The sequence below is a fragment of the Actinomadura atramentaria DSM 43919 genome, assembly GCF_000381885.1.
Classification (GTDB): domain Bacteria; phylum Actinomycetota; class Actinomycetes; order Streptosporangiales; family Streptosporangiaceae; genus Spirillospora; species Spirillospora atramentaria.
Map to the genome: position 1 here is coordinate 1 of NZ_KB907217.1, position 14,180 is coordinate 14,180.

The 14,180-nt window shown below is 77.1% G+C and carries 14 protein-coding genes; 10 read left to right on the plus strand and 4 right to left on the minus strand.

Features of this window, described 5'->3' with window-relative positions:
• The first annotated feature begins 40 nt into the window (after positions 1-40).
• The 3 genes from G339_RS0122225 (at position 41) to G339_RS0122235 (ending at position 3,140) form a co-directional block, all read left to right on the plus strand.
• Positions 41-340, plus strand: coding sequence for a 4a-hydroxytetrahydrobiopterin dehydratase (locus G339_RS0122225; RefSeq protein ID WP_019633268.1), 300 nt, complete (start codon positions 41-43; stop codon positions 338-340).
• Positions 341-439: 99 nt separating this feature from the next.
• Complete coding sequence (locus G339_RS0122230; protein WP_019633269.1) at positions 440-1,543, plus strand: aminotransferase class V-fold PLP-dependent enzyme; 1,104 nt, start codon at positions 440-442, stop codon at positions 1,541-1,543.
• A gap of 223 nt (positions 1,544-1,766) precedes the next feature.
• Positions 1,767-3,140 (plus strand): PucR family transcriptional regulator, encoded by a 1,374-nt coding sequence (locus tag G339_RS0122235; protein ID WP_240489873.1) that lies wholly within the window; start codon positions 1,767-1,769, stop codon positions 3,138-3,140.
• Between the two features lie 4 nt (positions 3,141-3,144).
• Here G339_RS0122235 and G339_RS0122240 read toward each other — a convergent pair whose 3' ends face one another.
• Positions 3,145-4,284: an LLM class flavin-dependent oxidoreductase gene (locus G339_RS0122240; RefSeq protein ID WP_019633271.1), complete on the minus strand. Its 1,140-nt coding sequence runs from the start codon at positions 4,282-4,284 to the stop codon at positions 3,145-3,147.
• Positions 4,285-4,372: 88 nt separating this feature from the next.
• On the minus strand, positions 4,373-5,392 hold the full coding sequence (locus G339_RS0122245) for a 3-oxoacyl-ACP synthase III family protein (protein ID WP_019633272.1): 1,020 nt from the start codon (positions 5,390-5,392) through the stop codon (positions 4,373-4,375).
• A gap of 213 nt (positions 5,393-5,605) precedes the next feature.
• Between G339_RS0122245 and G339_RS0122250 the strand changes: the two genes are divergently transcribed.
• The 5 genes from G339_RS0122250 to G339_RS38090 all read left to right on the plus strand — a co-directional run bounded on the left by G339_RS0122250 (position 5,606) and on the right by G339_RS38090 (position 11,476).
• Positions 5,606-6,622, plus strand: a complete 1,017-nt coding sequence (locus G339_RS0122250; protein ID WP_019633273.1) for an acyltransferase domain-containing protein — start codon at positions 5,606-5,608, stop codon at positions 6,620-6,622.
• Positions 6,623-6,673: 51 nt separating this feature from the next.
• Positions 6,674-8,557, plus strand: coding sequence for an acyl-CoA dehydrogenase (locus tag G339_RS0122255; protein WP_019633274.1), 1,884 nt, complete (start codon positions 6,674-6,676; stop codon positions 8,555-8,557).
• 94 nt (positions 8,558-8,651) lie between these two features.
• On the plus strand, positions 8,652-9,227 hold the full coding sequence (locus tag G339_RS0122260; protein ID WP_019633275.1) for a TerD family protein: 576 nt from the start codon (positions 8,652-8,654) through the stop codon (positions 9,225-9,227).
• Positions 9,228-9,331: 104 nt separating this feature from the next.
• Positions 9,332-10,144 carry an HAD-IIA family hydrolase gene (locus G339_RS0122265; protein WP_019633276.1) on the plus strand — a complete coding sequence of 271 codons (813 nt, stop codon included), beginning with the start codon at positions 9,332-9,334 and terminating at the stop codon, positions 10,142-10,144.
• Between the two features lie 273 nt (positions 10,145-10,417).
• On the plus strand, positions 10,418-11,476 hold the full coding sequence (locus G339_RS38090; RefSeq protein WP_084693375.1) for a DUF3152 domain-containing protein: 1,059 nt from the start codon (positions 10,418-10,420) through the stop codon (positions 11,474-11,476).
• Here G339_RS38090 and G339_RS0122275 read toward each other — a convergent pair.
• Positions 11,427-12,065: a TetR/AcrR family transcriptional regulator gene (locus G339_RS0122275; protein ID WP_019633279.1), complete on the minus strand. Its 639-nt coding sequence runs from the start codon at positions 12,063-12,065 to the stop codon at positions 11,427-11,429. The two genes, G339_RS38090 and G339_RS0122275, sit on opposite strands and share 50 nt — an antisense overlap.
• Positions 12,066-12,143: 78 nt before the next feature.
• Here G339_RS0122275 and G339_RS0122280 point away from each other — a divergent pair, with 78 nt between their 5' ends.
• Together G339_RS0122280 and G339_RS0122285 are read left to right on the plus strand one after the other, a co-directional pair.
• Positions 12,144-12,761, plus strand: coding sequence for an IMPACT family protein (locus G339_RS0122280; protein ID WP_019633280.1), 618 nt, complete (start codon positions 12,144-12,146; stop codon positions 12,759-12,761).
• Between the two features lie 59 nt (positions 12,762-12,820).
• Complete coding sequence (locus tag G339_RS0122285; protein WP_019633281.1) at positions 12,821-13,141, plus strand: TraR/DksA family transcriptional regulator; 321 nt, start codon at positions 12,821-12,823, stop codon at positions 13,139-13,141.
• Between the two features lie 121 nt (positions 13,142-13,262).
• Here the strand turns inward: G339_RS0122285 and G339_RS34865 are convergent, their stop codons facing one another.
• Complete coding sequence (locus G339_RS34865) at positions 13,263-14,048, minus strand: phosphatase PAP2 family protein (protein WP_019633282.1); 786 nt, start codon at positions 14,046-14,048, stop codon at positions 13,263-13,265.
• Positions 14,049-14,180 lie beyond the last annotated feature (132 nt).

Genomic DNA, 14,180 nt, shown 5'->3' on the forward strand with positions numbered 1-14,180 from the left:
CCCCCGACGATCACGGGGGTAGACGCACGGGAGGGGTGTCATGGCTGAGCTGCTGGGGGACGCGGTGATCGCGGCGCGGCTGACGGAGCTCGCGGGGTGGGAGCGGTCGGGCGGGGTGATCCGCCGGACGGTGACGGCCCCGTCGTTCCCCACGGCGGTCGCGCTGGTCGACGAGGTGGCGCGGGCGGCGGAGAACGCCGGGCACCATCCCGACATCGACATCCGGTACCGGTCGGTGACGTTCGCGCTGTCCACGCACGACGCGGGCGGGTTGACGGCGAAGGACTTCGACCTGGCCGAGCGCGTCGACCAGCTCGCCGCCGAACACGACGCCACCTGACCCTCACCCTGGCCGTGAACGTGGCCGTGAACGTGGCCTCGGACGTGGCCGGCCCGGGCGGGCGGCGCGGCGCGGTGCGGCGTCGGCGATGATCGGAGCATGACCGACACCGAGGACACCCCGCCGACCCCGCCGACCGCGCTGACGGCGCTGACGGCGCTGACGGTGGCGGAGGCGCGCGCGCAGTTCGCGCCGCGCGTGGCGTATCTGAACACCGCGACGTACGGGCTGCCGCCGCGCGCGGCGCACGAGGCGGTGCTGGCGGCGGAGCGGGACCGCGCGGCGGGGCTGATGTCGACGGCGGACGCGGAGGCGGCGGTGCCGGTGGCGCGGGCGTCGTTCGCGCGGCTGTGCGGGGCGGCGGTGGAGCGGGTGGCGGTGGGCCCGCAGGCGTCGTATTTCGCGGGGGTGGTGGCGGCGTCGCTGCCGCGGGGGGCGCGGGTGCTGGTGGCGGAGGGCGATTTCGCGTCGCTGCTGTTCCCGTTCGCGGCGCGCGCGGATCTGGTGGTGCGGCAGGCGCCGCCGGCGCGGCTGGTGGAGGCGGTCGGGGACGGTGCGGACCTGGTGGCGGTGTCGGTGGTGCAGTCCCGTGACGGGCGGATCGCGCCGCTGGCGGAGCTGCGGGCGGCGGCGGACGCGCAGGGGGCGCGGGTGCTGCTGGACGCGACGCAGGCGGTGGGGTGGCTGCCGTTCGACGCGGCGCTGGGCGATTTCGTGGTGTGCGGGGGCTACAAGTGGCTGATGGGGCCGCGGGGGACGTGTTTCTTCACGGGTTCGGCGGACGCGTTGGCGGGGTTGGGGCCGATCGCGGCGGGCTGGTTCGCGGCGCAGGACCCGCGGTCGTCGATGTACGGGCTGCCGATGCGGCTCGCGGCGGACGCGCGGCGGCTGGACCTGTCCCCGGCGTGGCAGGCGTGGGTCGGGCAGGTTCCGGCGCTGCGGCTGCTGGAGCGGGTGGGCGTGGCGGCGGTCCACGCGCACGACGTGGGGTTGGCGAACCGGTTCCGGGCGGGGCTGGGTCTGCCGCCGGGGGACGCGGCGATCGTGTCGCTGCGGGTGCGGGAGGGCACGGCGGCGCGCCTGGCCGGACGCGGGGTCGTCGCGGCGGAGCGGGCGGGCCTGCTGCGCTGCTCGTTCCATCTGAGCACCGGCGAGGACGACGTGGACCGCGCGGTGGAGGAGCTGTCGGGCTCCCTCGCCTGATCCCCGGGCCCGGCGACGGTGGACCGGGCACGGCTCCCGGGCGGGTTGTTCGTGTGGAATGTCCTGAAACGTGGTGCGGGGGAAGGGGCCGGGCGATGCTGTTGTCAGTCAGGTGACAAGTGCGGGGCCCCGGCGCGTACGCGGGGTGAGTGTTGTCGTCGGCGGGAGAAACCTACCGTCGTAGACCCGGTTCTCGTGACGCGGCCGGGTGGAGGTGTTCGCGGTGACGCTGGTGTACGACGACGCTTCGGTGGACGGGGGCCGGGACGCGCGCGACGGCGCGCCCGGTCCGGCGCGCGGTGGGGCGCGCGGGGCCGCGCGGGGTCCCCGGGAGGGCGTGCGGGAGGGCGTGCGGGAGGGGACGGCGGCGCAGCCGTGGCGCACGGTGCCGGTGCAGGAGGCGGTGTGGATGCGCGAGCACCTGCCGGCCGTGCAGGAGCGGATGGTGGCGGGGGTGCTGGGGGAGGTCCCCGAGTACGCGCGGCCGGGCGATCCGGTGTACCGGCAGGTGGTGGAGGCGGCGGTCGCGTTCGCGATGGAGCACCTGGTCCGGTTGATCGAGGACCCGGGGACGTCGTGGAAGGAGGTGTACCAGGTGTACTTCGACGTCGGCTACGGGGAGGCGGTGGAGGGGCGGAGCCTGGAGCACCTGCAGAACGCGATGCGGATCGCGTCGCGGACGGCGTGGCGGTACCTGGCGGCGGAGTACCAGCGGATGGGGCGGCCGCTGTCGCTGCTGAGCGTGATGGCGGAGGCGAACTTCGCGTATCTGGACGAGTTGTCGTCGGCGGCGGCGTCGGGGTACCGGCGGGCGCGGGAGAAGGCGGCGGGCGAGCGGGAGCAGCGGCGGCACCGGCTGATGGGGCTGCTGCTGTCGGAGACGCCGGTGCCGGACGGGGTGGTGGCCGAGCAGGCGGCGATGGCGGGGTGGGCGCTGCCGCAGCGGCTGGCGGCGGTGGTGCTGCGGCCGCGGCCGGGCAGCGGCGGGGAGGGCCCCTCGGGGCTGCCGCCGGAGGTGCTGGCGGGGCTGGACGGGGGCCGGCCGTGCCTGGTGGTGCCCGATCCGGACGGGCCGCGGCAGGCCGAGCGGCTGGCGGGGATGCTGGCGGGCTGGACGGGCGCGGTCGGCCCGGCGGTCCCGCCCGGCGAGGCGCGGGTGTCGCTGCACTGGGCGCGCCGCGCCCTGGACCTCCCCGACGCCCCCGAGACCGCGGAGGGCCGCGCGGAGGGCCGTGGTGAGGGCGGCGGCCGGTCGCGGGGGCGGCTGGTGCGGGCGGAGGACCATGTCGCGGACCTGCTGCTGGAGGAGGGCGGGCGGCTGACGGAGATCGTGGCGGCGCGGCGGCTGGAGCCGCTGACGCGGACGCGGTCGCGGCACGGGGTGCGGCTGGCGGTGACGCTGCTGGAGTGCCTGAAGAACGGGTTCAACGCGACGGGCGCGGCGGCGGCGCTGCACGTGCATCCGCAGACCGTCCGGTACCGGCTGGGGCAGTTGCACGACCTGCTGGGCTTCGACATCGAGGACCCCGAGATCCGGCTGGAGCTGATGCTGCTGCTGCGGGTGTGGATCCGCCGCGGCGGCGACCTGCCCGAGTGACTCCCTACCGCGCGGCCGCGAGTTCCCCGCCGCGCTGCGGGCCGGGTCGCGGGCCGGGTCGGCGGGTGAGGAGGGGCAGGACGCCCTCCCCGACCCGGTAGGCCTCTTCAAGGTGGGGCCAGCCGGACAGGACGAACTCGGTGGCGCCGATGTCGGCGTAGCCGCGCAGGAGTTCGGCGACGTCGGCGTGGGAGCCGACGAGCGCGGTCGCGGCCCCTTCGCGGACGAGTCCGGCGCCCGCCCACAGGCCGGGCGCGATCTCCAGCGACCGGGCGGTGCCGTCGTGCGTCCCGCCGTGCAGGGCGGTCATGCGCGCCTGCCCGACCGAGTCGTAGCGCGCGAGCCGGTCCTGGACGTCGGCGACGCGGGCGGGGTCCATGCCCGCCAGGAGCCGTTCGGCCTCGGCCCACGCGGCGTCGGCGGTGTCGCGGGCGATGACGTGCAGCCGCACCCCGAACGCCGGGGCGCGGCCGTGGCGGGCGGCGGCGGCGCGGAGCCGTTCGACGCGGGGCGCGAGGGCGTGCGGGGGCTCGCCCCACATCAGGACGGTGTCGGCGTGGCGCGCGGCGACGCGTTCGGCGGCGGGCGAGGCGCCGCCGAAGTAGAGGCGCGGCGGGTCGGGCAGGGGCCGGGCCAGCCCGCCGCCCTCGACCTGGTAGTGGGTTCCGCGGTGGTCGAAGGGGGCGCCGGTGTAGCAGCGGGCCAGGACGTCCAGGAACTCCTCGGTGCGGTCGTAGCGGGCGTCGTGGCCGAGGGGGTCGCCGTAGGCGCGCTGCTCGGCGGGGTCGCCGCCGGTGACGGCGTTGAGCGCCAGCCGCCCGCCGGACATCTCCTGGAACGTCTGGGCCTGCTGGGCGACCAGGGTCGGCAGCGCGAACCCGGGCCGGAACGCGACCAGGGCCTTCAGCCGGTCGGTGGCGGTCAGCAGCGCCGAGCAGACGATCCAGGGGTCGGGGCAGCCCGCGCCGACGGGGGTCAGGACGGCCTCGAACCCGGCGTCCTCGGCGGCGCGGGCGACCTGGGCGAGGTAGCGGGGGGTGGCGGGCCGTCCGGCGGCGCGGCCGACGCCGCGGTCGGTGATGGCGGTGCGGACGTCGCGGCCGTCGCCGGTGGTGGGCAGGAACCAGTGGAAGCGCAGCGCCACGACTAACCCTTTCAAATCGACCGTTTCAGTAGGAAAATGTAGCAGGGCCGTCCCGCCGCCCGCGCGGGACGGCGGGACGGCGCCGGGGTCAGGTGCGGGGCGGGGGCCAGCGCAGCAGGGCGTGGCCCCAGGTGAGGCCCGCGCCGAACCCGGCGAGCAGGACCAGGCCCCCGGCGGGGACGGCGCGGGCGGTCAGGGCGCGGTGCAGGGCGTAGGGGAGGCTGGCGGCGCCGATGTTGCCGACGTCGTGGCCGACGATGGCGATGCGGTCGGGGTCCAGGCCCGCGGCGGGCCCGAGGGTGGCGGTGAGGCGCGGGTTGGGCTGGTGGGGGACGACCAGGTCCAGCTCGCCGGGGGCGATCCCGGCGCCGGTGATCGCGGCGGTGACCAGCCGCGGGAACGTTCCGGTGATGAAGTCGCGGACGGCGCGGCCGTCCATGTGGATGGTGTGGCCGCGGGCGTCCAGGGTCCTGGCGCTGGCGGGGGCGCGGCTGCCCCCGGCGGGGATGAGGACGTCGTCGGCGCGGGTCCCGTCGGAGCCGAGGACGAGGGACACGATGCCGTGCGGGGGGTCGGCGGGGCCGAGGACGGCGGCGGCGGCGCCGTCGCCGAACAGCACGGCGGTGGCGCGGTCGCGGGGGTCCAGGAACCGGGAGTACACCTCGACGCCGACGACCAGGGCGCGGGGCGGCGCGCCGCGCTGGGTGGCCAGCCATCCCACGGCGGCCTGCAGCCCGTACACGAAGCCGGTGCAGGCGGCGGCGACGTCGAACGCGGCGGCGCCGCGGGCGCCCAGCAGCGCCTGGACGCGGCAGGCGGTGGAGGGGCCGAGCTCGTCGGGGGTGGAGGTCCCGACGACGATGAGGCCGATGTCGGCGACGTCGAGTCCGGCGTCGTCCAGGGCGGCGCGGGCGGCGCGGGCGGCCAGGTCGGAGGCGGCCTGGCCGGGGGCGGCGGTGTGGCGGGCGCGGATGCCGGTGCGCTCGGCGATCCAGGCGGGGTCCAGGCCGAGGTCGCGGGCGAGTTCGGCGCTGGTGACGCGGCGGTCGGGGAGGTAGGCGCCGGTGCCGTGGACGGCGTAGGGGTGCCGGGCGGGTGGTGGGGTCATCGGTCGCCTCTCGCGCCGGGCGCGCGGGGGCGCGCCGGAGCCGTCGTCGCGGCACCGCGCGCGGCCGGATAGGGCCGTGTCACGGTCGGGGTGGTTGTCAGGACCATCCCTGGACGAGATAATCCCGTTTGTAACTTTTGTTCTATCTCTTGGCCTTGAGCGTCGCTTATCCACGAAGCAAAGTGAGTCTTCCCTTGAGGTAAGGAGACCGCCGTGTCCGTCGCTTCCACCGTGGCGCACCGCCCCGGCCCCGATCTGAGACCCGACGACGCCTGCGCCTTCCTCTTCCCCGGCACGGGGGCGGGCGGAACCCCCGATCTGACCGGGCTGGCCGCTTCCGGCCAGCCCGCCCGCACCGCCGCGCCCGAGGGCGCGGCCGGGCCCGCGACGCGGATCGTCGCCGACGTCCTGGACGCCGTCACCGAGGGCCTGCCCCCCGGATGGCCGGACCTGCGGACCGTCCTGCTGGACGACCCCGCCGCCTACCCGGCCGCCGCGACCCGCCCCGGCGTCGCGCAGGCGGCGGACTACGCGTGCGCCGTCGCCGCCGACCGGGTCCTGCGCGCCGGCGGCGTCGCCCCCGCGTTCGCCGTCGGGCAGAGCTTCGGGGAGATCGCCGCGATGGTCAGCGCCGGGGTCTTCACGATCACCGACGGCGCCCGCATGGCCGTGTCCCTGGTGCAGGTCCTGACGCGGCGCGGCGCGGGCGGCGGCCTGGGCCTGATCGCCGCGCCCGAGGCCGACACCCGCGCGCTGCTGCGCCGCGCCGCCGACCCCTCGGTCGTCGTGGCCTGCACGACCGCGCCCGCCCTCACCGTCGTCGCCGGACCCGACGGCCCCCTGGACACCGCCCTGGCCGCCGCCCGCGACGCCGGACGCCGCGCCGTCCGCCTCGCCGTCCCCTACCTGTCGCACCATCCCGCGATGGCCGGCGCGGACGCCGAATGGTACGACCTCATCCGCGCGATCCCCGCCCGCCCCGCCGAACTGCCCGTCCTGTCCCCGGTCCGCGGCCGCGCCTACACCCCCGCCGACGACCCGCACCGCGCCCTGGCCGACTGCATCGTGCGGCCCCTGCGCCTCCCGGAGATCCTGCGCGCCGCCCGCCGCGCGGGCGCGACGGTGTTCGTCCAGGCCGGACCGGGCGACGCGCTGTGCCACGCGGCGCGGCTGTCGGTGCCCGGCGCCCGCACCTTCGCGCCCATGACCCGCCCCCGCCCCACCCCCTGACACCCCCTGACACCCCCGATCCCCGTGTTCCTCCCGTGACTGGAGCGGCGCATGCCCGACACCCCCACCCCGGCCCCCGCGACCCGCGCCCCCGGCGACGCCCCGGACGACGCCCCGGACGACGCGGGGGAGCTGGCGGCGTTCGTCCACGGGCCGCTGGACGCCGCGCTGCGCACCCGCCTGGACGCGGCGGTGCCGCCGGGCGCGCACGTCCTGCCGTCCGGCCTCACCGCCCGCCGCCGCCAGGCCCTGACCTACCGGCGGATGGCGGCGGCGGGCCGCGCCGCGCCGCCCGCCGCCGGCCTCCTCGACGACCCAGCGGCGCTGTGCGGGCTCCTGGAACGCGCCGCGATCGCCGACCCCGCGCTGTTCCACGTCCTGCTGCTGCACTACACCCTCGCCCTGGCCCCCATCCTGCGCTTCGCCCCCGCCGGACCCGACGTGCCGCAGGCGCTGGCGGCGGCGCGGGCGCGCCTGGAGTCGTTCGAGGACTGCGGGACGCTGCTGATGACCGAGGTCGGCCGCAGCAACAGCCACCTGTCGCCCCGCACCACCGCCCGCTACGACCCCGCGACCCGCGAGTTCGTCCTCACCAGCCCCGACGCGCGCGCCGCGAAGTTCCCCACCAACACCGCCCACCCCGGCGTCGCCAAGACCGCCGCCGTCTACGCCACCCTCGTCCACGGCGGCGCCGAGCACGGCGTGTTCGTGTTCGTGGTCCCGCTGCGCGCCGCCGACGGAACGGTCCCGGCGGGCGTCCGGATCATCGACGCCCCCGACAGCAGCGGCCTGAACGTCGACTACGCGGCCGTCCGCCTCGACGGCCTGCGCGTCCCGTTCGGGGCGTGGCTGAGCGACGGCGCGTCACTGTCGGCCGACGGGGCGTTCCACGATCCGCTGGGCGGCGCGGCGGCCCGCCTGACGCGGTCGATGGCGATCGGCCCGGCGGTGTGGCGGGCGGCGGTGTCGGCGTGCGCGGCGGTCACCCGCGCGTCCGCGGGCCTGCTGGCCGCGCACTCGGCGGGCCGCGTCACCCTCGGCCGCCTGGCCCCGCAGCGGCCCCTGACCGACTACCGCAACCAGGGCGAGGCGGTGTGGTCGGCGCTGGCGTCGGCGTACGCGCTGACGGCCGTCGCCGCGCACGCCAAGTCCCGCCGCACCACCGCCGAAGGCCCCGCGCAGCCCGCCCCACCGGACGGTGGGGGGGACGGTGGGGCGGCGTGGGCGCCGTGGTCGGCGGTGGACCGGGACCTGCCGCTGCTGAAGACCGCCGCGACCGTCCGCGCCGAGACCGCCGTGGACCGCTGCCGCCTGCACAGCGGCGCCCCCGGCTTCACCGCCACCGACCGCCTCAACGCCTACCGGGGCCTGGCCCACGCCTACCGCAGCGCGGGCGGCGACAACGACCTCATCCTGTTCGACACCGCCCGCGCGATGGCCGCCGGCGACCGCTACACCCCGCCCGACCCCGGACCCGCGGGCGGTGACGTCCGCGACCCCGCCACCTGGCTGCACCTGGCCGCCCGCGCCGAACGGGCCCTCGCCGAACGCCTCACCGCCCGCACCGCCGCCGCGGCCCGCGCCGGCGCCGACCCCTTCACCGCCTGGAACGGCGAACTGGCGCTGGCGACGCGCGCCGCGACCGCCCACGCCGACCGCGCCGTCCTGCGGATCGCCGCCGACGCGGCGGAGACCGGCCCGCCCCGCCTGCGCCCCCTGATGCGGCTGTTCGCGCTGGACTGGATCGAGGACCGCGCCGGCGTCCTGCTCAACGAGGGAGCCGCCGGCCCCGGCCTGCTCGACCGGGTGTGGGAGGCGCGCCGCGCCGTCACCGACGCCCTCACCCCCGCCGACGCCGACGCCCTCACCGCCGCCCTCGACCTCCCCGCCGCCCTCACCGCGCCCGCCGACTTCATCACCGGCGCGGGGGAGTAGGGAACCCGCAGGCGGGGGACTCCGTTGCTCGTTACAGCGCTCGATACCGCGCCCGGACGACCGTCGTCCGCGCGCCGGGCAACGGAGGTGGCAAGTGGGCGTCAGCCTGAGCAAGGGCGGCAACGTGTCGCTGACCAAGGAGGCCCCCGGGCTCACCGCGGTCGTGGTGGGCCTGGGCTGGGACGTGCGGTCCACGACCGGCGCGGACTTCGACCTGGACGCCTCCGCCCTGCTGTGCGCGGCGGACCGCAAGGTCGCGTCCGACGCGCACTTCGTGTTCTTCAACAACCTGGCCAGCCCCGACGGGTCCGTCCAGCACACCGGCGACAACCTCACCGGCGAGGGCGAGGGCGACGACGAGCAGATCAAGGTGAACCTCGCGGGCGTCCCCGCCGAGGTCGCCACGATCGTGTTCCCGGTGTCGATCTACGACGCCGACGCCCGCCAGCAGAGCTTCGGGCAGGTCCGCAACGCGTTCATCCGCGTCGTCAACCAGGCCGACGGCGCCGAGATCGCCCGCTACGACCTCAGCGAGGACGCCTCCACCGAGACCGCGATGGTGTTCGGCGAGCTGTACCGCAACGGCGCCGAGTGGAAGTTCCGCGCCGTCGGGCAGGGCTACGCCTCGGGCCTGGCGGGCATCGCGTCCGACTTCGGCGTCAACATCTGACGCCCCCGGGTCCGCCGCCGCGCCGCCCCGCCCCGGCGGCGGACCCCCGCCCACCCCCACGGGCGCGTCGCGGACGCCCGGGCACGACCTGCGACAATGAGGACATGAACGAAGGCGCCCCCATCCACGCATGGCTGTCGGACATGGACGGCGTACTCGTCCACGAGGGACACCCGATCCCCGGCGCCGCCGAGTTCCTCGGCGCGCTCCAGGCGTCGGGGCGGCCGTTCCTGGTCCTGACCAACAACTCCATCTACACCCGCCGGGACCTGTCGGCGCGGCTGGCCGCCGCCGGCCTCCCCGTCCCCGCCGACGCGATCTTCACCTCCGCGCTGGCCACCGCGTCGTTCCTGTCCGACCAGCGGCCCGGCGGATCGGCGTACGTCATCGGCGAGGCCGGCCTCACCACCGCCCTGCACGAGGCCGGATACGTCCTGACCGACCTGCGCCCCGACTACGTCGTCCTCGGCGAGACCCGCACCTACAGCTTCTCCCAGATCACCCAGGCCGTCCGCCTCATCGAGGCCGGGGCCCGGTTCGTCGCGACCAACCCCGACCCGATCGGCCCGTCCGCCGAGGGCTCCCTGCCCGCCACCGGCTCGGTCGCCGCGATGATCACCCGCGCGACCGGCGTCGAACCCTACTTCGTCGGCAAACCCAACCCGCTCATGATGCGCACCGCCCTCAACCGCGTCGGCGGCCACAGCGAGTCCACCGTCATGATCGGCGACCGCATGGACACCGACGTCGTCGCCGGCCTGGAGGCCGGGATGCGCACCGTGCTGGTCCTCACCGGCGTCACCGCGCGCGGCGAGGTCGAGCGGTTCCCGTTCCGGCCCACGGCGGTGCTGGCGTCCATCGCCGACGTCACCGCCGCGATCGACGACCCGTCCCTGCTGGAACGCGCCAACGACTGACCCGCCGCCCGCCCGCGCCCGCCCGTGCTCGTTCCGGGGGCGCGGGATGTCCGGTAGGGGAGGGGTTCCCGGGTCCGGGGGAACCCCGCCGGTTCGTCCGCCCGCGCCCGTCGATACCCTGACGACGATCACCAATGATCGTCAATGATCGCCAATCAGATCATCGGGGCCGGAACGGGCGGGGGCGCGGGCCGTTCACCGGCCCGGCGACCCGCCGTCCCGACCGCCCCACGCCGGCACCCGCGGCCGCCGGCGTGGCTCCCGGAGCCCGCCATGCGCGACCCGCGACCCGCACCGCGACCGCACCCGTCGCGCACCACCCTGCCCGACGCCCACCCCACCGCCCACCCCGACGCGCGGCCGGACGCGGGCACGGACGCCGCCTCGAACGCTGGCGTGAACGCGGACCTCGGCGCGGCTCCGGACCCGGGACAGGACCCGAAGTCGGACGCCGGGCCGGCGTCGCGGAGAGCGCGGCCGGGCGGGCGCGCGGCGGGACGCCCCCGCAGGGCGCCCGGCGGCGGTCCGGGCCGGGTGTGGGCGGCGGTCGGCGCGGTGGCGGTGCTCGCGGCCGGGGGGACGGCGGCGGCGCTGGCGCTGCGGCCCGGCGACGCACCCGGTCCCGCGCACGCCCGCCCCGCCACCGCCGCGTCCGCCGAACCGTCCACCGACCCTTCCACGACGTCGAAGACGCCGCGGAGGGGTTCGGCGTCGCGGCGCGCGGCGCCGCCCGGGACGGTGGTGAACGGCCGCCGCCAGCCGACGCGGGTGGCGGTCCCGGTGTCGGCGGGCGGCCGGTTCGCGACGGCGCCGGGCACCGCGCCCGCCCGCCCGGGCGCCGGCGGCCCGGTGGTCCGGTACGCGGTCGACGTCGAGCGGGGCCTGCCGTTCCCGGCGGCCGCGTTCGCCGCCGACGTCCACCGCGTCCTCAACGACCCGCGGAGCTGGGGCGCGGGCGGCCGGATGCGGTTCGTGCGCGTCGACCACGGCCCGGTGCGGTTCCGGGTGTCGCTGGCCAGCCCGTCGTTCACCGACCGGCTGTGCGCGCCGCTGGTCACCGGCGGGCAGCTCTCCTGCCGGGCGGGCCTGCGGTCGGTCATCAACGCCCGCCGCTGGGGCGAGGGCGCCCCCACCTACGGGCGGGACCTGGCCACCTACCGCGAGTACGTCATCAACCACGAGGTCGGGCACGCCCTCGGCCACGGCCACCAGACGTGCCCCGGCGCCGGTAGGCGCGCCCCGGTGATGGTGCAGCAGACCAAGTCGCTGTACGGGTGCCGGATCAACCCCTGGCCGTTCCCCGGCGCAGCAGCGCGTCCACCAGAGCGGTGAGGTCCGCCGCGAAGTGCTCGTGGCGCCCGTGCGGGTTCCAGGCGTCCCCGAGCGCGTCCAGGGTGGGATGCTCGGCGGGGTCGACGTCCCCGGTCACCTCCGGCCGCTTGCCCGTGTAGCTGGGGTAGACGCGCTGCACCAGGTCCCCGAAGCTGAACACCCACGCGATCCGGTGCGCCCGCGCCGCCTCCGGCAGCGTCAGCCCGCACGCCGTCCACGCCGCGTACAGGTCCTCCAGCAGCCACAGCAGCGCGGGCGCCGCCGAATCGCTGCGGCTCAGCACCTCCGTCACCCACGGCCGCCGCGCCAGCTCCCCGTGCTGCCACAGCAGCAGCGCCACCACCCGGTCGCGCGGCGCGGCGGGCAGCGCGGGACGCGGCAGGCCGCCGAACACCCGGTCCATCAGCAGGGTCAGCAGCTCGTCTTTCCCCCGCACGTGCCGGTAGATGCTCATCGGCGCGCTCCCGACGGCGGTCGCGACCCGCCGCATCGACAGCGCCGTGCTCCCCTCGCGCGTCACGATGTCCAACGCCGCGTCGACGATGTCCTCGCGCGTCAACCGGTTACCGGGCGGGCCGTGGTCGCTCACGCACAGAAGTGTGGCATGCCTCCCCGCGCAACCCCACCCGCCCTGCACCCGCCCCCTTTACCTAGACTCGAGGCCGTCATGCGCACCATCCGCCGGCCCGGCACCCACACCGTCGAGATCCGCAGGTCCCGGTTCGTGTGTACCCTGGCCCGCGCCGACGACGAGACCGCCGCCGTCGCGTTCCTCACCGCGCACCGCCGCGCCCACCGCGACGCCACCCACAACTGCACCGCCTACGTCGTCGGCGACCGCGGCGAGACCGCCAAGAGCAACGACGACGGCGAACCCGCCGGAACCGCCGGAACCCCCATGCTGGAGGTCCTGCTGCGCCGCGACCTCACCCGCACCGCCGCCGTCGTCACCCGCTACTTCGGCGGCGCCAAACTCGGCGCCGCCGGACTCGCCCGCGCCTACGCCCGCGCCGTCACCGAGACCCTCGACCTCGTCGGCGCCGTCGAACTGCGGCCCCTAACCGCCCTCACCCTCACCGCCGGGCACGCCGACGCCGCCCGCCTGCTCACCGGCCTGCACGCCCGCGGCACCGCGCCCGACGCCGTCCGCTACGACCCCGACGCCGTCCGCATCACCCTCACCGTCCCCGACGACGACGTCGAGGACGTCCGCGCCCGCGCGGCCGCCGCCACCGCCGGCCGCGCCGCCCTGGAACGCGGCGCGACCCGCTACGGCGAGGTCTGACCCCGCCGGGAATGCCCGCGACATTCCGACCGGTTTGTTGCTGTATGGGTTCTTCTACGGTGCGTGACGCGCTCACCGAACGCCGCGACCGCATCACCGCGCTGCGCCGCGACCGCGACGGCATCGTCAGCGCCGCCGCGCTCGTCGCCGTCGACGACGAGCACGACCCCGAAGGCGCCACCGTCGGCTACGAACGCGCCCACGTCGACGCGCTCCTGACCGCCGCCCTGGACCGCCTCGACGAACTCGACGCCGCCCTCGCCCGCCTGGACGCCGGACACTACGGCACCTGCACCGCCTGCGGCGCCCCCATCCCCGCCGGACGCCTCACCGCCCGCCCCGAGACCCGCCACTGCCTCACCTGCGCCGCCCGCCGCTGACCGCCCCGGGACCGAGGCTGAGGCTGAGGCTGAGCCGCGGCCGGGGGAGTGCCCGGGGCCGACGCCGCGACGACGCGCGACGGCCCGCGCTCGCGGGGCCGCCACTGCCGCCCGGTGACGCCTATTCGGGGCGGCGGTGCCGGCCCGGGGCGCGCAGGACGTCCGCGCCCAGCACGTCCGGGAGCGTCGGCGCGGGATCGTCCAGCGGCGACACCCCACCCACCGGCGTGCCCACCGGCGTGCCGACCGGTGCGCGCCCCGCCGCGGCGGGCGTCCCGGCGGGCGCGGCGAGCGACGCCGCCGCGCCCGGCGCGGCGCCCAGCAGCACCGCGCCGACCGGCCACGCCCGCACCCGCACCACCAGCGGCGCGACCACCTTCACCAGCAGCAGCGCCAGCAGCGTCGCCACCGCGCAGCCCACCAGGAACCCGGCCGCGACGTCATGCGGGTAGTGGACGCCCACGAACACCCGCGAGAACGCCATCAGCGCCGCCAGCGGCAGCACCAGCGGCGCCATCGCCCGCCACGCCACCACGATCGCCGCCGCCGACGCCGCCGCGATCGTCGCGTGGTTGCTCGGGAACGACCAGTCCGACGGCGGCGGGCACGCCGCGATGTGCAGCGCCCCCGGCACCGTCCGGCACGGCCGCGGCTCCCGCAGATAGGACTTGGACACCTCGCTCACCAGGTACGCCCCGAACACCGCGCACGGCGCCAGCAGCGCCAGCGCCATCGCCCGCTCCTCGTCCCGGCGGGCCCGCCACCAGCCCGCCACGAACAGCACCGCGAACAGCAGCAGCCCCGCGTTGGTCCCCACGTCGGCGGCCTTCTGCACCCACCCCGGCGTCCCGTGCGCGAACTCCGTCACCGCGCGGTACCAGTCGGCGCTGAACTCAGGCGCTCGCATGTTCTCCCTCACACACTCACCAACGACCCGCCCGGCCCCTTCGACACCGGACGGACCGCGAACGTTCCACCAACGTTCACCGATCCGTCGAGAATGTCACGTCCGACCCGCCCGGACGGCCACAAACCCCCA